The organism is Leadbettera azotonutricia ZAS-9 (assembly GCF_000214355.1).
Lineage (GTDB): Bacteria > Spirochaetota > Spirochaetia > Treponematales > Breznakiellaceae > Leadbettera > Leadbettera azotonutricia.
In genome coordinates this window covers 618006-636516 of the sequence record NC_015577.1, presented here as the reverse complement: position 1 = coordinate 636516, position 18511 = coordinate 618006, and the positions used below count along the sequence as shown (strand labels likewise).

General features: G+C 51.0%; 19 protein-coding genes. 8 read left to right on the top strand and 11 right to left on the bottom strand.

The window, feature by feature from the left end:
* Positions 1–4: 4 nt before the first annotated feature.
* The 5 genes from TREAZ_RS02845 to TREAZ_RS02825 are packed head-to-tail and all read right to left on the bottom strand — an operon-like array spanning position 5 to position 4532.
* The gene (locus TREAZ_RS02845; RefSeq protein ID WP_015710291.1) at positions 5–703 is read right to left on the bottom strand and encodes a phosphoadenylyl-sulfate reductase; all 699 of its coding nucleotides are present in this window, start codon (positions 701–703) and stop codon (positions 5–7) included.
* Positions 693–1766 (bottom strand): sulfate/molybdate ABC transporter ATP-binding protein, encoded by a 1074-nt coding sequence (locus TREAZ_RS02840; RefSeq protein WP_015710290.1) that lies wholly within the window; start codon positions 1764–1766, stop codon positions 693–695. The genes TREAZ_RS02845 and TREAZ_RS02840 overlap by 11 nt, the downstream gene beginning before the upstream one ends.
* Positions 1763–2593 (bottom strand): sulfate ABC transporter permease subunit CysW, encoded by an 831-nt coding sequence (gene cysW / locus TREAZ_RS02835; RefSeq protein ID WP_015710289.1) that lies wholly within the window; start codon positions 2591–2593, stop codon positions 1763–1765. Before cysW ends, TREAZ_RS02840 begins: the two co-directional genes overlap by 4 nt.
* A complete protein-coding gene (gene cysT / locus TREAZ_RS02830) occupies positions 2590–3444 on the bottom strand; it encodes a sulfate ABC transporter permease subunit CysT (protein WP_148257649.1) in 855 nt (284 codons plus the stop codon). Before cysT ends, cysW begins: the two co-directional genes overlap by 4 nt.
* 17 nt (positions 3445–3461) lie before the next feature.
* Positions 3462–4532, bottom strand: a complete 1071-nt coding sequence (locus TREAZ_RS02825) for a sulfate ABC transporter substrate-binding protein (RefSeq protein WP_015710287.1) — start codon at positions 4530–4532, stop codon at positions 3462–3464.
* Between the two features lie 176 nt (positions 4533–4708).
* Between TREAZ_RS02825 and thiS the strand changes: the two genes are divergently transcribed.
* Genes thiS through cobA form a run of 5 tightly spaced genes read left to right on the top strand, consistent with a single transcriptional unit; the run spans position 4709 to position 8383 of the window.
* The gene (gene thiS / locus TREAZ_RS02820; RefSeq protein WP_015710286.1) at positions 4709–4918 is read left to right on the top strand and encodes a sulfur carrier protein ThiS; all 210 of its coding nucleotides are present in this window, start codon (positions 4709–4711) and stop codon (positions 4916–4918) included.
* Positions 4912–5316 carry a M67 family metallopeptidase gene (locus TREAZ_RS02815; protein ID WP_015710285.1) on the top strand — a complete coding sequence of 135 codons (405 nt, stop codon included), beginning with the start codon at positions 4912–4914 and terminating at the stop codon, positions 5314–5316. Before thiS ends, TREAZ_RS02815 begins: the two co-directional genes overlap by 7 nt.
* A 6-nt stretch (positions 5317–5322) precedes the next feature.
* Positions 5323–5904, top strand: coding sequence for a precorrin-2 dehydrogenase/sirohydrochlorin ferrochelatase family protein (locus TREAZ_RS02810; protein WP_015710284.1), 582 nt, complete (start codon positions 5323–5325; stop codon positions 5902–5904).
* Positions 5901–6851, top strand: a complete 951-nt coding sequence (hemC, locus tag TREAZ_RS02805) for a hydroxymethylbilane synthase (protein ID WP_015710283.1) — start codon at positions 5901–5903, stop codon at positions 6849–6851. Before TREAZ_RS02810 ends, hemC begins: the two co-directional genes overlap by 4 nt.
* Positions 6848–8383: a uroporphyrinogen-III C-methyltransferase gene (gene cobA, locus TREAZ_RS02800; protein WP_015710282.1), complete on the top strand. Its 1536-nt coding sequence runs from the start codon at positions 6848–6850 to the stop codon at positions 8381–8383. Before hemC ends, cobA begins: the two co-directional genes overlap by 4 nt.
* On the opposite strand, the gene ade is transcribed toward cobA, so the two are convergent.
* Complete coding sequence (ade, locus tag TREAZ_RS02795; RefSeq protein WP_245535083.1) at positions 8361–10112, bottom strand: adenine deaminase; 1752 nt, start codon at positions 10110–10112, stop codon at positions 8361–8363. The genes cobA and ade overlap by 23 nt on opposite strands.
* A gap of 50 nt (positions 10113–10162) precedes the next feature.
* Here ade and radA point away from each other — a divergent pair, with 50 nt between their 5' ends.
* A complete protein-coding gene (gene radA, locus TREAZ_RS02790; protein ID WP_015710280.1) occupies positions 10163–11539 on the top strand; it encodes a DNA repair protein RadA in 1377 nt (458 codons plus the stop codon).
* Positions 11540–11852: 313 nt separating this feature from the next.
* Positions 11853–12155, top strand: coding sequence for an RNA recognition motif domain-containing protein (locus TREAZ_RS02785; protein WP_015710278.1), 303 nt, complete (start codon positions 11853–11855; stop codon positions 12153–12155).
* Positions 12156–12677: 522 nt separating this feature from the next.
* Here TREAZ_RS02785 and TREAZ_RS02780 read toward each other — a convergent pair.
* The 4 genes from TREAZ_RS02780 to murA all read right to left on the bottom strand — a co-directional run bounded on the left by TREAZ_RS02780 (position 12678) and on the right by murA (position 14794).
* Positions 12678–13013, bottom strand: a complete 336-nt coding sequence (locus TREAZ_RS02780; RefSeq protein ID WP_015710277.1) for a type II toxin-antitoxin system RelE/ParE family toxin — start codon at positions 13011–13013, stop codon at positions 12678–12680.
* A gap of 3 nt (positions 13014–13016) precedes the next feature.
* The gene (locus TREAZ_RS18195; RefSeq protein ID WP_015710276.1) at positions 13017–13157 is read right to left on the bottom strand and encodes a hypothetical protein; all 141 of its coding nucleotides are present in this window, start codon (positions 13155–13157) and stop codon (positions 13017–13019) included.
* Between the two features lie 106 nt (positions 13158–13263).
* A complete protein-coding gene (locus tag TREAZ_RS18720; protein ID WP_201764781.1) occupies positions 13264–13428 on the bottom strand; it encodes a DUF2461 family protein in 165 nt (54 codons plus the stop codon).
* 91 nt (positions 13429–13519) lie between these two features.
* On the bottom strand, positions 13520–14794 hold the full coding sequence (murA, locus tag TREAZ_RS02775; RefSeq protein WP_015710274.1) for a UDP-N-acetylglucosamine 1-carboxyvinyltransferase: 1275 nt from the start codon (positions 14792–14794) through the stop codon (positions 13520–13522).
* A 36-nt stretch (positions 14795–14830) separates the two neighbouring features.
* Between murA and TREAZ_RS17235 the strand changes: the two genes are divergently transcribed.
* Positions 14831–17773 (top strand): hypothetical protein, encoded by a 2943-nt coding sequence (locus tag TREAZ_RS17235; RefSeq protein ID WP_015710273.1) that lies wholly within the window; start codon positions 14831–14833, stop codon positions 17771–17773.
* Positions 17774–17849: 76 nt separating this feature from the next.
* Here TREAZ_RS17235 and TREAZ_RS02765 read toward each other — a convergent pair whose 3' ends face one another.
* Positions 17850–18299 (bottom strand): Hsp20/alpha crystallin family protein, encoded by a 450-nt coding sequence (locus TREAZ_RS02765; protein ID WP_015710272.1) that lies wholly within the window; start codon positions 18297–18299, stop codon positions 17850–17852.
* Positions 18300–18511: the final 212 nt, after the last annotated feature.

Below are 18511 nucleotides of genomic sequence, written 5' to 3'. Positions count from 1 at the left end.
TTCCTTATGCTCCCTGCTTTACATGGAGGCCACATTCCTTGTGTTCAGGGTTTTCCCACCACCAGCGGCCAGCCCTGATGTCCTCGCCCTCCTTCACCGGCCGCGTACAAGGGGCGCAGCCTATGCTCTTATATCCTTTGGAGTACAACGGATTTTCGGGGAGACTGAATTTTTGGGTATACGCTTCAAGCTCTTCATCAGTCCAGTCATAAAGAGGGTTTATTTTGATAAGCCCGAATTTCTCATCGTATTCGAGAATTTTTAAATCCTGCCTGGTAACCGATTGGGATGCCCTCAATCCTGTTACCCATGCGCTTTTATTTTTAAGAATTTCCCCCAGAGGCTTCACCTTGCGTATGTCACAACAGAAATGGCGGTGCTCAAGGCTTTCCCTCATGCCCCATTCGCCTAACTTGGCTTCCAAATCTTTTTCTTCAGCCGGATCGGGGGAATATTTTGTAATAGCAATGCCAAAAAAAACTTCTACATCCCTCTGGTATTCTTCAGTTTCAGGAAAAAGTTTATGGGTATTCAGGGTAAAAACTTCCAAATTTCCTGGTCCATCGCCGCCGGCATACGCCTGGAGAAGGAGGTGCAAAGCAGCAGTATCCTCCCGCTGGCAACTATAGGCGAGGGCAACAGGGCCGCTAATGCTCCTCATTATTTTTGCCAATACTTCAACCCTGGTTTCGCTAGATGGCATAATCGCTCCATGTCTCATCTTTGGTATAAATTTTGGCGCCCGAAAAGAACAGGAACACAGTCTCACGATTTTCCTTCGCTATGAGGCTCCACTGTTTCTTTTCGATATCCGCTTCAATTTCTTTGCCCCCGGTGAAGGTCTTTAGATTTACCCTCACCCTGCCGCCCAAAACCCTGTGATCCGTAATCCTCGCTTCTATGCCTTTGCCATCGCTATTGGAAAGGGAAATTGACACATCCTGGGGGCGGACAAAGAATGAAACCTCCGGGGAAACTTCTTCCTGAAGGGCTCCATTACCTTCAAGGTTCAGCACACCCTTGTCCAGACGGGCATGGAAAAGATTGACATTGCCCAGGAAGCCATACACAAAAGGATTAGCGGGCCTGTCATAAACATCCTCGGGAGAACCTACCTGTTCTACCTTGCCCTTGTTAAGTATGACGATATTGTCAGAAACTTCAAGGGCCTCCTCCTGGTCATGTGTAACAAATACGCTGGTAATGTGTATCTCATCATGAAGAAAGCGGAGCCAGCGCCGCAGTTCCTGGCGCACCTTGGCATCAAGGGCGCCGAAAGGCTCATCAAGGAGCAACACCCTGGGTTCAATGGCAAGGGCCCTTGCCAGGGCAACACGCTGTTTCTGACCGCCGGACAATTCATTGGGAAGACGGTTTGCCAGGGATTCAAGCTGTACCAGGGAAAGCAGTTTTAGCACTTTTTCTCTTATTTCTTCTTTCGACGGCCTAAACTTTCTTGGCCGTATCCTAAGGCCGAAGGCGATATTTTCAAAGACACTCATATGCTTAAATAAAGCATAATGCTGAAACACAAAACCTACCTTGCGATCCCTGGTCTGCTTAAAAGTCGAATCTTCTCCAAAAAGGCTGATGCTGCCTAAATCGGGCATTTCAAGGCCCGCAATAATCCGCAGCAAGGTGGTCTTTCCCGAACCGGAAGGCCCCAGGAGGGCAGTGATCTCGCCGCTTGGGATCGTTAGGTTGATATCCTCCAGGGCCGTAAAAGCGCCGAACTTTTTACTAATATGGGAAATTTCTATGCTCATATTTTCCTCACCGAATTAAAATGTTCGACTATGGTTTTCACAATCAATGTAGCCAGGGCCAGGAGGGTAAGGAGCGAGGCCACCCCAAAGGCAGCAGCATAGCGGTATTCATTGTAAAGAATATCGATATAAAGGGGCATGGTGGTAGTAACCCCCCGGATAAGGCCCGACACCACAGCTACAGCGCCGAATTCCCCCATGGACCGGGCATTGGTCAATACAACACCGTAGATGAGCCCCCACTTGATATTGGGCAATGTGATGCGGAAAAAAATCTGAAATCCCTTGGCGCCCAGAGTCATGGCTGCCTCTTCATCGTCCCTGCCAAGCTCCTGCATCAGGGGAATGAGTTCCCGGGCGACAAAGGGGAAGGTAACAAAGGCAGTGGCAAGGAAAATTCCAGGAAGGGCAAAGACGACTTTGAGGTGATGGGCAATAAGCCATTGCCCGAACCATCCGAAAGATCCAAACAAAAATATAAAAAGCAGCCCTGCGATAACCGGGCTTATGGCAAAGGGGACTTCAATCAAGGTAATAAGTATGTTCTTTCCCTTAAATTCGAACTTGGTAACTACCCAGGCCAATAAAATTCCAAAGAAGGTATTCACCGGGACGCAGACCAGGGCAACAACAAGCGTCAGCTTGATAGCCGCGAAAATATCAGGCTCCATAAGGTTTTTAAAATAAACCTTTAGCCCCGAGCCCAGGGCCTGATGAAAAATGGTAAAAAGAGGAATAAAAATAAATACTGCCAGAAAGACAAGGGCAAGGAAAAGGAGTACCGGCTTTATCCACCGGGGTTCTTTGTTTATCGCCGGGACAATCATCTGCTTTTTCCCCGCGCGGCAAAGGCTTCGAGAAAATTGATCAACAGCAATAGTACAAAAGCACAGACCAGCATGGTAACGCCGATAACAGACGCGCCCCGGTAATCAAACTGCAATAACTTTTTTACAATTAGCAGTGGTACAATTTCTGTGTGATAGGGCTGGTTACTGGATATAAAAATAATCGAACCATATTCCCCCAGGCCCCGGGCAAAGGCCAGGGCAAAACCGGTAAGCAGGGCAGGAAAGAGGGAGGGAAAAATAACCCTCCCAAAAATTTGGTAAAAATCCGCGCCCAGGCTCGCAGCAGCTTCTTCAAGCTCCTTGTCCAGTTCCTGGATAACCGGCTGCACTGTCCTCACCACAAAGGGGAGGCCGATAAAAACCAATGCCAGGACAATCCCCTTCCGGGAATAGGCAAGCTCAAGGCCGAAATTTTTTAAAAAGACCCCCATGATTCCATTAGGGGAAAAGATAAAAGCCAGGGCAATGCCTGCCACTGCTGTGGGGATCGCAAAAGGGAGATCAATCAAAGCATCAATGATCCTTTTTCCCGGGAAAGTATACCGGGTCAAAACCCACGCAATAACGAGGCCAAAAATAAAATTAAAAAGCGCCGCGATAAAGGCAGACAAAAACGAAATCTTAAAAGCCGCCATTACCCGCTCGTCGCTGATCAGAACCCAGAATTCCCGGGGGCCAATGCGGGCTGAATACAAAATAAGGGCGCTCAAGGGAATAAAAATCAGCAAAGCCATATAGGTCATGGAAAGCCCCAGGGTTAAACCAAAACCCGGCAGCCCTGTTCCCCGGGAACGGGGCTTTTTGGCGGCTGTAATTTTTATTCCCATAAACATTCCTTTAAATCCTATTTTTTATTCAGCTCGGTAATAATCTTGTCAAATATTGCATTGTCCCCAAAATACTCATCGTGAACCTTTCTCCAGCCGCCAAAGTATTCATCAATTGTAACAAGCCTAAGGACAGGGAACTGGGATGCAAATTCTTTCGCGATTTCAGGATCAGTGGGGCGGTAATAATGCTTCCCTGCGAGGCGCTGGCCTACAGGAGAGTAAAGATACGTAAGGTACTCTTTGGCCACATCCAAAGTGCCACGGCGCGAAGTAATTCCGTCTACCCAGGAAACCGTAGGCTCCGCAAGGATACTCAAAGAAGGAACCACAATATCATACTTCCCGGGACCAAGTTCATTAATGGAAAGGAAAGCTTCATTCTCCCAGGCAAGGAGCACATCCCCAAGGCCGCGCTGCACAAAGGTATTGGTAGAGCCCCTGGCGCCTGAATCCAGAATCGGGACATTGGCGTAAAGCTGTTTGACAAAATCCCTGGCCCGCGCATCGCTGCCGTATTTTTCCTTGGCAAAAGCCCAGGCCGCCAGGAAGTTCCACTGGGCGCCCCCTGAAGTTTTCGGGTCAGGAGTAATAACCTGGACGCCGCTCTTCACAAGATCGTCCCAGTCCTTGATGTTCTTGGGATTCCCTGCCCTCACCAGGAAGACAATGGTCGAGGTATAAGGCGAACTGTTGCGGGGAAGCCGGGTCTGCCAATTTGCGTCGATGAGGTTGGCCTTGTCGCCAATCTGCATGACATCGTAGGCCAGAGCCAAGGTCACCACATCAGCCTCGTTGCCCTCGATGACACCCCGGGCTTGCCCGCCCGAACCGCCATGGGACTGGTGAACTATCACGGTGTCGCCGGTTTTTTCTTTATAATACTTTGAAAAAACTTCGTTATAATCCTGGTACAACTCCCTGGTGGGGTCGTAGGACACATTGAGGATGGTGATTTCCTTCGCTGCCTTGGCAGCAGCCCCGGACGGGGCTGCGACAGGAGCATCCCCTCCCCCGGCCGCATAGAGGGTCCCGGCAAACAGGAGAAATGCCAATACCGGCAGTTTCTTCAAAATCTCTTTTTTCATACATACTCCTTTTCACGTTTTATAGTATATCCTAGTAAAACGATGTAAATTATATATAATTTACTCTATCGGTTTAGTCAAGTGGCTAATGAAAAAAATCACTGAAATGGCTCTTGTTAAAATTCCCCCCGATATATATAATGCCTCTAGTTTTAGTATGATATAAGGACAATAGAGTGAAAATCACAGCCAACGGAAAACCGGTGGAAATCCCCGGGGAAATGAGCGTCTCAAAACTCCTGGGGGAAATCAAGGTTGAGCAGCCCGAATATGTGAGCGTCCAGCTCAATGACGAGATGCTCCTCAGGGCGAATTTCGATACCACTATCGTAAAAGAGGGTGCGGTGCTGGAATTCCTCTATTATATGGGCGGCGGTTCATGCTGATTCTTCCCAAAGCCGCTCAGGATCAAATTTTGGCCCATGCCCGATCAGGCTTGCCCAACGAAGCCTGCGGCCTTTTGGCCGGCCTGGCGCAGGGGGATGAAAAAACCGTCCTGGGGGTATACTGCCTCAAAAACCTGGATCAGAGCCCCGAGCATTTTTCCATGGCCCCGGAGGATCAGTTCAAGGCGATTCAGGAGATACGCAAAAAAGGCTGGGCCCTCCTCGGCAACTTCCACAGCCATCCTTCCACGCCCTCCCGCCCCTCGAATGAAGATATACGCCTTGCCTTCGACCCTTCCCTCAGCTATGTCATAGTTTCCCTTGCAACAGCAGAGCCGGTGCTCAAAAGTTTTTTGATTTCCAAAGGGCTTGCGGCAGAAGAAGCCATAGGGCAATAATAGCCTGTGGCTCATTTTCCCCTTTTTATCAATCTTGAAAAGCTCCCTTGCGCAGTTATAGGCGGCGGCCCTGTCGCGGTCCGCAAAATTCAAACCCTCCTCGATTTCGGCGCAACGGTCATAGCCATAGCCAGCGACGCTTCGGATCTCCTGGAAGCCCTGGCACTGGAAGACGCGGTAACAGTTTTAAAGCGGCCCTATTCCGGCCCTGAAGATATACGCGGCATGAGGCTCGTCATCGCCGCCACCAGCGACAAAGTGATAAACCATCGCGTTTCAACAGATGCCCAAGCTCTGGGTATTCCCGTGAATGTTGCCGACGATCCTTCGGCCTGCACCTTCTTCTTTCCTGCCATAGTGCGCCGGGGGGATCTGGTGACAGGCTTAAGCAGTTCAGGCCATTGCCCCCGTTTCACTGCCCGCCTCAAAGAAGAGCTTGAAGAAGAGTGGCCCGAGGACTGGGCAGAAGAATTGCAATTCTTGGGCGAAGAAAGGCGAAGGCTCAGGAAAGCCCAGGGTCCGGAAAAAACCCTTCCCGTTATTGATGAGCTCATAACCCGCATGCTGAGGGGCGAAAAAATACCATGAAGAATCTGATTCGCATAGGCAGCAGGGAAAGCGCCCTGGCAATTGCCCAAACCCGAATCGTCATGGATGCCATTGCCCGTTCCCACCCCGAACTCAAACTTGAATTGGTAACCATGAAGACCTTGGGGGATCTAAAACCCAATCTCGCTTTGGAAAATACCGGGAACGGCAAAGCCATCTTTACTGGTGCATTGGAAGACGCCCTTGCCAGGAATGAAGTTGACCTCTGCGTCCACAGCCTCAAGGACATGGCTGCAGATACCCCAAAGGATTTGCCTATTGTGGCCCTGGCAAAGCGGGGCGATCCAAGGGACTGCCTCATACTCCCCAAGGATGAACCCTTTGAAGGTTTTGAAAACCTGAACCGCAATTATGCTAATCAGCATAACGGGAAAGTTCCCCCGCCCGCAGGCTGTTCCAGCTTGAGGCGGCAGATTCAGTTCCGCGCCCTGGCATCTGCCCCGGACTTCTCCCCTATCAGGGGGAACGTGCCCACCAGGATCAACAAGCTTGACAGCGGGCAATACGGCCTTTTGATCCTGGCGGCCGCGGGCCTTGAACGGCTCGGCCTCCTCCCGAGGGCTGCCTACATATTTCCGGTAGAAAAAATGATCCCCGCCGCAGGCCAGGGCGTGCTTGCGGTTCAGGGGCGAAAGGATGACGAGTACAGCTTCCTCAAAGATATAAACGATCCTGTCACCGCGGAAGAAGCGTTGGCTGAACGGGCCTTTATCAAAGCAGCAGGCGGCGGCTGCGGTTCCCCTGCCGCCGCCTATGCACGGATCACCGGGAGCGAAATACATATTCAGGCGCTCCTGGCCGCACACAGCGAAATTAAACCAGGCGCGGCATTTTTCCGTGATGAAATTTCCGGGCCCCGTGAAGAAAGCCAAAAACTGGCAGAGGAATTGGCTTCCCGGCTCCTCAAGATTGCAGGGCATGCATGAACGGCAAAGTCCGGATCGTTGGCGCAGGCCCCGGCGATCCCACGTTTTTGACTCTCCGGGCAAAAGAAGCGCTCGACACAGCCGATGTGGTTGTGCACGACCGCCTGGTTTCCGAGGATCTGCTTCTTGGCATAAAAGCTGAAGCAAAACTCATAGATGTAGGCAAAGAACAGGGAAACCACCCCATACCCCAGGAAGAAATCAACCATATATTGATAGAAGAAGCCCGTCAGGGCAAACAGGTTGTCCGCCTCAAAGGCGGCGATCCCTATATTTTCGGGCGGGGCGGAGAAGAAGCCCTGGCTCTCACGGCAGCAGGCATAGCATGGGAAATTATCCCAGGCTTAAGTTCAGCCCTGGCTATCCCGGCTCTTGCCGGCATACCCCTCACCCACCGGGGCATTAGCTCAAGCCTCCATATCATCACCTGGCACGACAAGGATGGCCTTTCGCCATCATCCGAAAAACTTGAAGCTCTGGCAAAGGCCGGCGGCTCTCTGGCTATTCTCATGGGGGCTTCCCACCTTGCAGAAATCGGACGAGCGCTTATGAAGGAAGGTTTCGCCCCCCATATTCCTGCGGCAATAATAGAAAGCGGCGCTATGCCGCGCCAAAAAACAACAAAGCTCACCCTGGAAGAACTCGCAATCTTTGCGCAAAAGCCGGGCGCGGCCTTAACCCCTCCGGTTCTGGTAGTTGTGGGCGAAGCTTGTTCCTTAAGCGATCGACTTTCTCATACCCCCGGAACAAACGCTGGAGCAGTCATCGGCCACCTTCCCCTCGGGGGCCTCCGCATCCTGGTAACCAGGCCCGAACCAAAAAATGCCGAACTCTGCGCCCGCATCAGGGAACTGGGCGGAACCCCCATACCCTTCCCCTGCATTAAGATAATCCCCTCCCGGACTTTGAACAGCGAAACTATCAAACGTGCAATATCATACCAATGGATTGTATTCACCAGCGCAACAGGAGTGGAAATATTCTTCGGCGCCTGCCGGAACGAAGCCATAGACTTCAGAGCCTTCAGCGCCTGCCGTTTCGCCGTAATAGGAAAAGCCACCGCAGAAGCCCTTGCAAGGCAGGGCTTCATTCCCGACTACATGCCCGATGCGTATAACAGCCGGAGCCTGGGCGAAGGGCTCGCGGAAAAAGCAAAACCCGGCGAAAAAGTCCTCCTGGCCCGATCCGGCCAGGGCGCCTCTGAATTGCCGGCAATACTGAATGAGCATGGAGTGGGGTTCGGGGAATTCCCCCTTTACGATGCAATCCCGGCCGAGGGCAACAGGTACGCGAAAAAAATCATCCAACAAGGCCGCTTCGACCTCGCGATCTTTTCAAGCCCATCCATTGTTGATTCTTTTGCCGCATCATTCCCCAGCCTGGACTTTGCCAGGCTCAAAGCCCTTTGCATCGGAGAGCCAACTGCCTGCCGTGCCCGCGAATTCGGCATGAACCCCCTCATCGCCCGCGAAGCCTCGTCTGAAGCGCTGCTTGAGCTTGCCGGAGGAATCATTCTGCCTCAAGGGGGATAATCTTCCGGGACGCAAAATCGAAGAGGCCCATGTCGGTGAGTTTCAGTTCGGGGATAACCGCCAGGGACATAAATGCAAAAATTGAAACAGGGTCTATCTCTTCTTTTATGCCAAGATCCCGGCGGGCGCATTCGTAAATTGCAGAAAGCTTCTTTTCTACCCATTCTCCGCTTTGATCGCTCATAATCCCTCCCAAAGGGAGGCTCATGCCTGCAAGGAGCTTCCCGCCCTGCACAAGCGCCATGCCGCCGTTCTGGCGCAGCAATTCTTCTACTGCAAAAACAATGTCATCATCAGAAACACCCGCAGTAATAATGTTATGGGAATCGTGGGATATGGAGATGGCAATTGCGCCGCGCTTAATGCCGAAGCCCCTGAGAAGGGCAAGGCCGATATTCCCCGTATTATGGTGCCGTTCCACTACCGCTATCTTTGCAATATCAACACCGCTTTCATGCACAAAGCAGCCTTCGCTATCCCGCTTAACCTTTGCCTTTCCTTTGCCGGTAATAAGGGAACCTGCGCTTACATCAATAACATAAACAGTATCGCTATTAAGCCGGAGCTTAAGCCTTTCTTTTGAAAAATCCCTGACATGAAAAGTGCCGCGCACCGCAGAATCGTCATGGCGAATTATTTGCGGCAGGTAGCGGTTGTTTTCGGAGATCAATTTCCCTGCGATGAACACTTTTTCCGCATGGAAATTTTCAAGATCATGCACCAGAACCATATCCGCCCTGAGGCCCGGCGCAATGGCGCCCCTGTCGTGGAGACGGAAACATTCCGCGGCATTAAGCGTGGCCATCCTGATGGCAGCCATAGGCGCCAATCCCGCCTCAACGCAGTTTTTAAGCAGGGCGTTCATGTGCCCCCTTTCCCGAATGGTCCTTGGCTGCAGATCGTCGGAACAAAGGAGGCAGCGGCGATTGTTTTTGTCCGTCACCCCCTTCACCAGAACCGCAAGATCATCGCAGGCAGAACCCTGGCGGAGCATCGCATACATGCCACGGCTTATCTTTTCCTGCATCTCCTCCACAGTGGTGCACTCATGATCAGTATGAATCCCCGAAGCAGTATACGCGTTGAGATCTTTGCCGGTCAAAAGAGGCGCATGGCCATCAATCAATTTGCCTGCCTTCCTGGCAAGGATCACTTTGTCCAGGACAGCATCCTTTCCGCCAATCAAATCAGGGAAATCCATAAATTCCCCAAGCCCCAGAATGCGTCCGTCTTCAAGGGGCTTTGCCATATCCTGGGCATCAATGCGTGCCCCCGCATGGTCAAAGGGTGTGGCAGGCACACAGGAGGGGAGCATGAATTTTATATCCAGGGCGCTTTGCTCTGCGGCCCCCAGCATATATGCAAGGCCGGAGAGGCCCGCGATATTGACGATCTCGTGGGGGTCGGTGATGATTGTAGTGGTGCCGAGGGGAACCAAAAGGCGGCCAAATTCTTCGGGGCAAAGGTAGGAACTCTCTATATGGATGTGGCTGTCGATAAAGCCGGGAAGGAGGTAAGCCCCAGCCGCATCAACAACCGCAAGGGCCTCATAGCCGCCCTCGCCGGGGACAATGCCCGCGATATATTCCCCCGAGACAGCCGCGTCCCCCTGGAAAAAAACACCCGAATAAACATCGGCTATCCGGGCGTTTTTTATCAAAAGATCCGCAGGCCGTCTGCCTGCGGCAGTGTCCATCAACTTTTGCAGTTCGTTTTTTCCCATAAACATATCCATAGCATACTATAAAATCAGGCGATTGGGATGTATATTGATAACCGATGAAAAAGCAGAGAACCTTCATCTTTAAGTGCTCATCCTGCGGCCACGAAGAGCCCAAGTGGCTGGGCCGCTGCCCCGAGTGCGGCGAATGGAACACCCTCACCGAAACCCCCATCACCGGGCGGGGCACAGCCAAAGCGTCCGGCAGCAGCCGAGCCCTCCCCCAATCCTTCCCCCTGTCGTCGGTGGACCCCCTTGAGGGAAGCCGCATAGCCTCCGGCATAGGCGAGCTTGACCGCGTATTGGGCGGGGGCATCATGAAAAGTTCCGCCATACTCGTGGGGGGCGAACCGGGAATAGGCAAATCCACCCTGCTCCTCCAGGCAGCCGCGGCGGCAGACACAAAGGGCAGGATACTCTATATCTCGGGGGAAGAATCCGCAGGCCAAATCAGGATGAGGGCCGACAGGCTGGGCATTATGGGCGCCGGGACAAAAGGGGAAAGAATCGAAATCTTCTGCTCCGGGAACCTCGAAGAAATACAGACCATTCTGGAAGCATCAAAACCGGTGCTTATCATCGTGGATTCAGCCCAGACCCTTTTCAGCTCAGAGGCTGGATTGGTGCCTGGCACCATAAATCAGATGAAATACTGCTCCTGGGATCTCATTTCGTGGGTCAAGGAACATGACGCCGCCCTTTTCCTTGTGGCCCATGTTACCAAAGACGGGCTCATCTCGGGCCCGAAGTCGCTGGAGCACATGGTGGACACAGTCCTTTATTTTGAAGGCGCCTCCTCGGCTGCCAGCGACGGCGACTGCCGTTTCCTCAGGGCTGCGAAGAACCGCTTCGGCTCGGTGGACGAAATCGGCATCTTCACCATGGGCGAAAAGGGCCTCTCCATCGTGGAAGATCCTTCCCTCCTCTTCCTGGTCCGCAGGGAGGGCGAGCTGCCCCCCGGGGTCGCCACCGCCGCAGTGCTCGAGGGCTCCCGGACCTTATTGGTCGAAATTCAGGCGCTCACAGTCCCCGCCAAAGGCGCCATGAGCCGGGTCTTTTCGGACCGCATCGACAGCGCAAGGGTTTCGCGGGTGGCTGCAACCATCGAAAAGCACCTGGGCCTCAGGCTTTCGGACCAGGACCTCTACATCAACGTGGCCGGGGGCATACGGATTGCCGAGGTGGGCGTGGAGCTGGCCCTGGCCTGCGCCATCTATTCTGCCAGAACCAGCATTCCCCTGCCCGCCAAGACTGCCATAGCGGGCGAATTGTCCCTGGCAGGCGAAGTGCGCCCCCTGAGGCGCCAGCCCGGCAGGGTCAAGGCAGCCAGGAACCTGGGCTTCGATTCCTTCCTGGGGCCAGCCCCCAATGAGTCAGGGACGGGATATATGGGCGTCCATGACATAAAATCTGCAATAAAGAGCGTTTTTTCCTGAAATTCTCCGATAAAAAAGAAATAGCTCTTGACGGTCATTCGAAACCGGCCTATTATAAGTAAGCATAGGAATTTTGTTTGAGTATTTTGTGTTTTGGCGCTTCCTTTAGGGAACCGCTGGTTTTAAAAAGTTTAGGGATTCTGCTCTTCTCGTCCGGTTGTTTCTTTCAATCAATCCTTAGATATTATTATGCATCCCCTGTCTCTCCCGGCTTTCCGGGAAGGGTGGAGTCGTCCATGTTGATGGGCGTGAATACAATCGGACTGTAAAAAGTCCAAAGAACCCGCCAAAAGCGGGTGAAGGAATTTTCTCAATGGCTAAGAAACTGTATGTCGGAAATCTCTCGTATCAGACCACAGAAGACGGACTTCGCAATCTGTTTTCGCAATTCGGCAATGTCACCTCCTCCAAGATCATCTTCGATCGCGAATCAGGCAGCTCCAAGGGTTTTGGATTTATCGAAATGAGCACTGACGAAGAAGCCGCCGCCGCAATTACCGGCACCAACGGCCACGAATTCGAAGGCCGCCAGCTCCGGGTAAACGAAGCGATGGACAAACCCCGCCGTGACCGCGGCGGCAATGGCGGTGGATACGGCGGCAACGGCGGCTGGTAATCTGCAGTCTAATCCCCGGAGAGCCCTTGGGCCCCACTCCGGGGATGCCTTGCTTTCTAATTGAAAAAGGGCTGGAATGATTCCAGCCCTCACAAAGCCCCTTTACAGCTCAGGCGAGCGCAATCATGCATTTTGCCTGCCTCAGTCTTGGTCAGCTCATTCGCCCGTTTTGGGATCTGTAAGGGCGGTTTCGGAGATATTGGTCATCTGTTCATTACTGACCTGTTTAAGACAGGCATGCATACAACAGGACCAAAGTTTTTCTTCGTGAGAGCGAAAGAGTTACCTTGGTACTATTTTCAAATAGATCTATCCGGACATGAGGACGGCAAGTAATACAACTTTCCGGTATTCAGCGTTATCCATGGTTTATGTCCTATGGTTGTTGCATTTTTAATTTCCCTTTTCAATGCATATATTCCCGCGAATAATGGTAATAATTTGCTGCTGTACCAGCAAGCTATTCGTTTAACGTATTGATTGTATACAATTCTATTGAGACGAAGTACCGCCGTACTTTATTCATTTAATTTTTCCATCTATAATCTTTTTATATAATATTTCTTCTAAGTCTCTTCTTTCGTCAATTACTGAAATAATATTTATAATATCCTTTTCAATTCTATAATATACTATCCAATGTTCTATCGCTACTTGTAAATATTCATTTATTCCCATATCTTTCAACAATGATACCTGCCTTCCAATTCTTGGCATATCCTTTAATTTTTTTACTTGGGAATTTATTTTTGTAGATATTTTTCGTGCAACGTTTATGCCTACATTATATTTATACCATGAGATAATTTCAATTAATTCCTCCCCTGCATCCTTTGACCAACTGATTTTATATTTCATTTTTCAGCCTAATATTTTTTCTATTTTTTTGACCATTTCTTCTTCAGTAAATATTTCCCCATTTTTTATATCATTTTCGCCAATAGATACTATTTTCAGTAAATTCAAAGCGTCCATTATATTTTGATAATGATTTACATTCATCAAGACAGCTTAAACTTTGGATAGAATGGGGAGTACGTCCGCAGATCATCCTTTTTTTTGGCTAATTTATTGAATATTCTCGACTACGCTCAACTGCGCATTTTTTTTAAAAGTGCGCAGTTGAGCGTATTTCCCATTTTAGGCGAATAATGTTAGGCACAGTATTGTATGGCGATTTGTCATTGCTAAACCGTGTGTCTCTATTAAGTTTAAATAAAATATTTTCAAATTCATGTTTTGCCTGTTCATATTTTGGTTTATTGTTTTTCATCCATTCAAAGATATTATTATTATTACAAGTAGGCATTTCGCCTAACAGTCCATTGGACAAGCGTACCCCGACAAATATGCCAACTATTTAATTAAGCCCTGTTTATTTTTCCTCCCAGGGAGGAAAGCCGCTCGGTCAGGTGTTCATATCCCCGTTCAATCTGGTAGATATTGTTGATGACACTGCTGCCCTCGGCGGCCATGGCGGCTATGACCATGGCCATGCCTGCGCGTACATCGGGGCTGTGAAGCTCAGAGCCTGCAAGTTTTGAAGGCCCGGTAACCACCGCCCGGTGGGGATCGCAGAGCACGATACGGGCGCCCATGCCGATAAGCTTGTCCACAAAAAACATTCGGGACTCGAACATCTTCTCGTGGATAAGCACCGTGCCCTTCACCTGGGTTGCAACAACAGTAACAATACTGGTGAGGTCCGGCGGAAATCCCGGCCAGGGTGCGTCGTCGATCTTAGGTATCATGCCCCCCAAATCGCAATTTACTTCCATGGCCTGCTTTGCGGGGACATGGATGGTATTCCCTTCGATTTCCCAAACAATGCCAAGTTTGCTGAATGCTATCTTCGCGGGCCTGAGATCTTTGGGCCTTGCCCCTTCGATGGTAAGTTCGCCCCGGGTAGCTGCCGCAAGCCCAATGAACGAGCCAACTTCCATAAAGTCGGCCCCGATTTCAAAGTCGCAGCCCCCAAGTTTTTCCACACCTTTTATGGTGAGGATATTTGAACCTATGCCGTTGATGATGGCGCCCATGGACGAAAGCATGCGGCAAAGATCCTGCACATGGGGTTCGCTTGCCGCATTGGTAAGTATGGTTTCGCCCTTGGCAAGCACTGCCGCCATGATGGCGTTTTCCGTTGCAGTGACCGAAGCTTCGTCAAGGAAAATGTCGGCCCCCTTGAGATGGGGCGCGGTAAATATGTATGCGTCCTTTATCCTGACTTTTGCCCCCAGCTCCGTAAGGGCAAGAAAGTGGGTGTCGAGCCGCCGCCGGCCAATGACGTCCCCGCCGGGAGGGGGAAGCACGGCCTTGCCGGTTCTTGCCAGCAAGGGGCCTGCGAAAAGTATGGAGGCCCGTATCTTCCTTGCCTGCTCCTGGGGGATCTCGGAATTTTTTATATCTCCCAGCTTCATCTTCCAGGCATTGGGCCCCAGGGGTTCAGTCTCGCCCCCAAGGGAACGGTACACTTCAAACATGACCTGAACATCTTCGATATCGGGGATATTGCGCAGAACCACCGGCGCTCCGGTTAAAAGGGCTGCTGCAATGCAGGGCAGGGCAGCGTTTTTGTTGCCGCTGGCCCTGATGGTCCCGGAGATGGGGCTGCCGCCCTCAATAAGATACTGATTCATATTGAAGACTTTAAACCATTATACTAATCTTGAACAATGTATCTGCGCCGCCTGCTCATAAGCCTGTCCCTTTGCCTCCTGGGGGCAGTGTCTGTCAGCGCCCAGAATTTCAAGCCTTTCATCTTGCTTCGTGCAATAAAAACCGAACATTTTGAAATCATTTACCCCGCTGAATCTGAAGCAACCGCACGGGCTCTTTCCCTCTTTGCGGATCAAAGCTATAAGAAAGCGTCAAAGCTTTTAGGCATAACCGTGAAGGACAGGATCCCGGTTGCCATCACCCCGCACACAGACGAGTTCAACGGATATATGAACCCCCTGCCCTACCCGCACATAGTCCTCTTCGACACCCCCATGGATCCTGAATGGACAGCCTACGAAAATTCCCTGGAGAGCCTTTTCTTCCATGAGCTGACTCATGCAATTTCCCTGAGTTCCAGGGGCAAGGGCTTCCAGGTTCTTCACACTATTTTCGGCGGCTGGGTATACCCCACAGGGCTTACAGCCCCCATGTTCATGGTCGAGGGGGTTACGGTAAGCTTTGAAAGCTTGGAAGGTTTTGGCAGGGCCAACGATCCCCTCATCAAAGAAAAGCTCTCTCAGGCCGTGCACGAAGATAATTTCCTTACCGGCTTCCAGGCTTCGGGCATATATGAATACCCGCCCCAGGGGAATGCCTATTACGATTATGGCGGCCTCTTTTCCGCATGGCTTCAGAAAACCTACGGCATGGAAAAGTATGCCGGACTCTGGAAGGACATGGGAACGGGTTATCACTTTTCCTTTTGGTTTTACAACAACGGCTTTTATTACTCATTCAAAAAAATTTATGGATTGAGTTTTGAAGAAGCCTGGAATGTCTTTAAGGAAAGCTGGCGCCTTGAAGGCATCAAAAAAAATAATGATGGATTTGTATACGGCGGGAATCAAAAAGACAAAGTTATTATAAATGCTGTCACTTCCGACAGTAATAGTGTTATATTCATTGATAGTGTCGCAGAAAAAGTGCTGAAATATAATCCTACATCCGCAGGGGGTTCCGGCGGAAGTCCAGGGGCTATTAAAAAGCTGGCCTCCATAGACAGTTCGGCTTACGATATTGATGCGACGAACAACGGCAGCTTTTTAATTTCCTCCTACCGTTATGGGGGGAATCTTTCCCAGGCCATGGTTACCGAGTACAGCGGCAATGGCAATAAAACAGGCAGAACCTGGCCCGGTCTTTACCATGGGCGTTTTTTTAGGGAAGGGGCGGTAGGGATAAGCTCCGATCGGCATACAAACAATTTAGTATACCGCAGCAAGCCGGGGAAAAAAGGCGAGGAGATACTTCTCAAAGGGAATGCCGAGCTTCTCTATTCCCGCCCCAGCCCCATTGATGACGAGTGGATTGCGTTCATTGCGCTAAAGAAAGGAAAGCGGGAACTCTGCCTTTTCAATTATGATACCCGCCAGGCCTATACCCTGGTTTCGGCCCTTGATGACAATGAAAACATCTGGCGTTATATGCGGGGGCTTTCCTATTCAGAAGGCCGCCTCCTTTTTAGCTATAACCATAATGACAGGATGTATAAACTGGGGGTCATAATACTTCCCGCAAACCATTCTGCCCTGAACGAGAGCAGCATCACTGCGGTTCTTTCCAACACTGATTTCTCAGGCGGCATCTTCCTGCCCGTACTGCTCAACGGGGATATCTACTATCGCGGCGCATTCTCCACCTGGGATGCGATTATGAAATACCCTGATGAGGCAGAGTCCCTGCGGGAAGCTCCGCTGGCAATCAGCGGCCTGCACCTTGAGCCCTGGCCCGAGGAAGACAGCATTGCTGCGGGACTCAGGCAAATACAGCCCCCGGTTCAGCAAACACCCCGGGAACCTTCCGCCGGGGAACAGAGCGCTGACAGCAAACTATACTTCCCCCTCAAATACCTCAACCCTTTTAAGCTCTGGATACCCCTGCCCCTGCTGAGGCGTCACGAAAGCAGCATCAGCATAGACGGGGGCGGGTTCTTTTCGTTTATGGCAGACCCTGCAGACACCAATTTCATATTTTTATCAGCTTACATGGATGCCAGGAACCTTATGGGGGTTTTCGACCTCCAGTGGACAAACCGCAGCCTGGGCTTTCCCCTGCAAATTACTTTTTCTGACGATATGGACCGGAGTTGGGAAATAGATTACCGCCGCACCCAGGGGACAATCACCGCGATAATTGGCCATGGCCTGGGGGGAGAACTCGTCAGGCTGAATTTCCAGGCAGGGATAGGCATGGCCTGGTTTGCCTTTGATCCCGAAGACGGATCTTCCGCCTACACCTGGGAATACGAAACCCATGGCAGCTCACTCATATTCGGCATTGAGCTGACCAGCCTGAAAAGGAGCGCCTGGGAGCTTTTTGGCAGCGGTTTCTCGGCAGCATTCTACAGCCGTTTCTCCTTCCCCGAAGCCGCACCCCGCTACGAAGGGCTCTTCAAGGCAGCCTTTGATCCCTTCCCCTTGAGATTCGGTTTCTATGGCGTCTGGGATTCTGACGGCCTTAACCTGGCAGGCTATTCAAGATCTTACGACACATCCCTTTTCGCCCCAATCGCTTCGACAGAATATTCAAGCTTTGACAGTTCGGGCTTCAAATGGATGGGGGGCGGGGAAATTGAATGGAGGCTCTTTTCTGTGGACATCAAAAAGAACCTCTCCCATGTTTATTACAATCGCATCTTTGGTTCTCTTGCCTACAGAGGCGCTTTTTATGACAGTAAAAGTGTTAATATACCCCAGGGCAATCCCCTCTGGGATGATTATCGCCTTGCCCAGTCAGCAGTACTGCGTTTCGGCGCAGCCCTTTCCACAGTATTTGTAACAGCCCTGCCCGTAACCGTTAAGCCTGAGCTCTGGGGTGCATTCAAAATTTCAGGCGCACAAAACGGCATAGGTTGGAACGACTTTGCCTGGGGTATTTATGTTTCTGCAGAATTGTAAAACAATCGGGCTATAAAAAGCCCGGACTCTCGCCCGGGCCTTGTTTCAGCTTGCTGAAAATTAGTTCAAAGGAACTTTAGTTCCTAGAAATCTGGATCACTTTTTTCTGGGCTTCGGCCCTCTTGCTGATCTCCAGGGTGAGTACGCCATTTTTGAACAATGCGCTGATGCCTTCGGGGTCGGCGTTTTCGGGGAGCTTGAAGGAGCGGGCGAAGGAAGAGGACCGGCGTTCCCGGATCATGTAATTGTCGTTCTTCTCTTCTTTCTTTTCCTCTTCCCTCTTGGACTCGATGGTCAGGGTGTTGTTGTCCAGGTGGACTTCGATTTCCTTCTCGTCGTAGCCGGGGAGCTCGGCTTCCAGCACATAGGACTTTTCGGTTTCACGCACGTCCATGGCAGGAAGATGGCTGAAGATCCTGTCTGCGGGGCTAAGGAAGTTATCCCCAAAGAAGGAATCCATGTAGCGGTCAAAACCGCTGAGGGCGTTCTCAAGGACTGCAGGGCGATACAAAGTTACAGCTTTCATAATCTTGTCTCCTATAATAATTTCGTCTGGCAGGTTATTTCTCAGACCCAATCCTGAGGTCTTTGACCTCAAAGGCTGACAGCCTCTAAAGGCATCGGGTTCTGGATTATCCAGCCAACATCTATATATTAGCAAAATCCGTGCCAAGTTTGCCGGATTCGAAAGAATTCTTGAGGAATCTGCTCCTTGCAAAGCTAACTCTTTATAATACA

What these genes read in the sequence shown, in the direction of transcription:
- TREAZ_RS02845 (WP_015710291.1), bottom strand. Translation starts at nt 703, where the DNA reads ATGCCATCTAGCGAAACCAGGGTTGAAGTATTGGCAAAAATAATGAGG.
- TREAZ_RS02840 (WP_015710290.1), bottom strand. Translation starts at nt 1,766, where the DNA reads ATGAGCATAGAAATTTCCCATATTAGTAAAAAGTTCGGCGCTTTTACG.
- cysW (WP_015710289.1), bottom strand. Translation starts at nt 2,593, where the DNA reads ATGATTGTCCCGGCGATAAACAAAGAACCCCGGTGGATAAAGCCGGTA.
- cysT (WP_148257649.1), bottom strand. Translation starts at nt 3,444, where the DNA reads ATGGGAATAAAAATTACAGCCGCCAAAAAGCCCCGTTCCCGGGGAACA.
- TREAZ_RS02825 (WP_015710287.1), bottom strand. Translation starts at nt 4,532, where the DNA reads ATGAAAAAAGAGATTTTGAAGAAACTGCCGGTATTGGCATTTCTCCTG.
- TREAZ_RS02815 (WP_015710285.1), top strand. Translation starts at nt 4,912, where the DNA reads ATGCTGATTCTTCCCAAAGCCGCTCAGGATCAAATTTTGGCCCATGCC.
- hemC (WP_015710283.1), top strand. Translation starts at nt 5,901, where the DNA reads ATGAAGAATCTGATTCGCATAGGCAGCAGGGAAAGCGCCCTGGCAATT.
- cobA (WP_015710282.1), top strand. Translation starts at nt 6,848, where the DNA reads ATGAACGGCAAAGTCCGGATCGTTGGCGCAGGCCCCGGCGATCCCACG.
- ade (WP_245535083.1), bottom strand. Translation starts at nt 10,112, where the DNA reads ATGTTTATGGGAAAAAACGAACTGCAAAAGTTGATGGACACTGCCGCA.
- radA (WP_015710280.1), top strand. Translation starts at nt 10,163, where the DNA reads ATGAAAAAGCAGAGAACCTTCATCTTTAAGTGCTCATCCTGCGGCCAC.
- TREAZ_RS02785 (WP_015710278.1), top strand. Translation starts at nt 11,853, where the DNA reads ATGGCTAAGAAACTGTATGTCGGAAATCTCTCGTATCAGACCACAGAA.
- TREAZ_RS02780 (WP_015710277.1), bottom strand. Translation starts at nt 13,013, where the DNA reads ATGAAATATAAAATCAGTTGGTCAAAGGATGCAGGGGAGGAATTAATT.
- TREAZ_RS18195 (WP_015710276.1), bottom strand. Translation starts at nt 13,157, where the DNA reads ATGAATGTAAATCATTATCAAAATATAATGGACGCTTTGAATTTACTG.
- TREAZ_RS18720 (WP_201764781.1), bottom strand. Translation starts at nt 13,428, where the DNA reads ATGAAAAACAATAAACCAAAATATGAACAGGCAAAACATGAATTTGAA.
- murA (WP_015710274.1), bottom strand. Translation starts at nt 14,794, where the DNA reads ATGAATCAGTATCTTATTGAGGGCGGCAGCCCCATCTCCGGGACCATC.
- TREAZ_RS17235 (WP_015710273.1), top strand. Translation starts at nt 14,831, where the DNA reads ATGTATCTGCGCCGCCTGCTCATAAGCCTGTCCCTTTGCCTCCTGGGG.
- TREAZ_RS02765 (WP_015710272.1), bottom strand. Translation starts at nt 18,299, where the DNA reads ATGAAAGCTGTAACTTTGTATCGCCCTGCAGTCCTTGAGAACGCCCTC.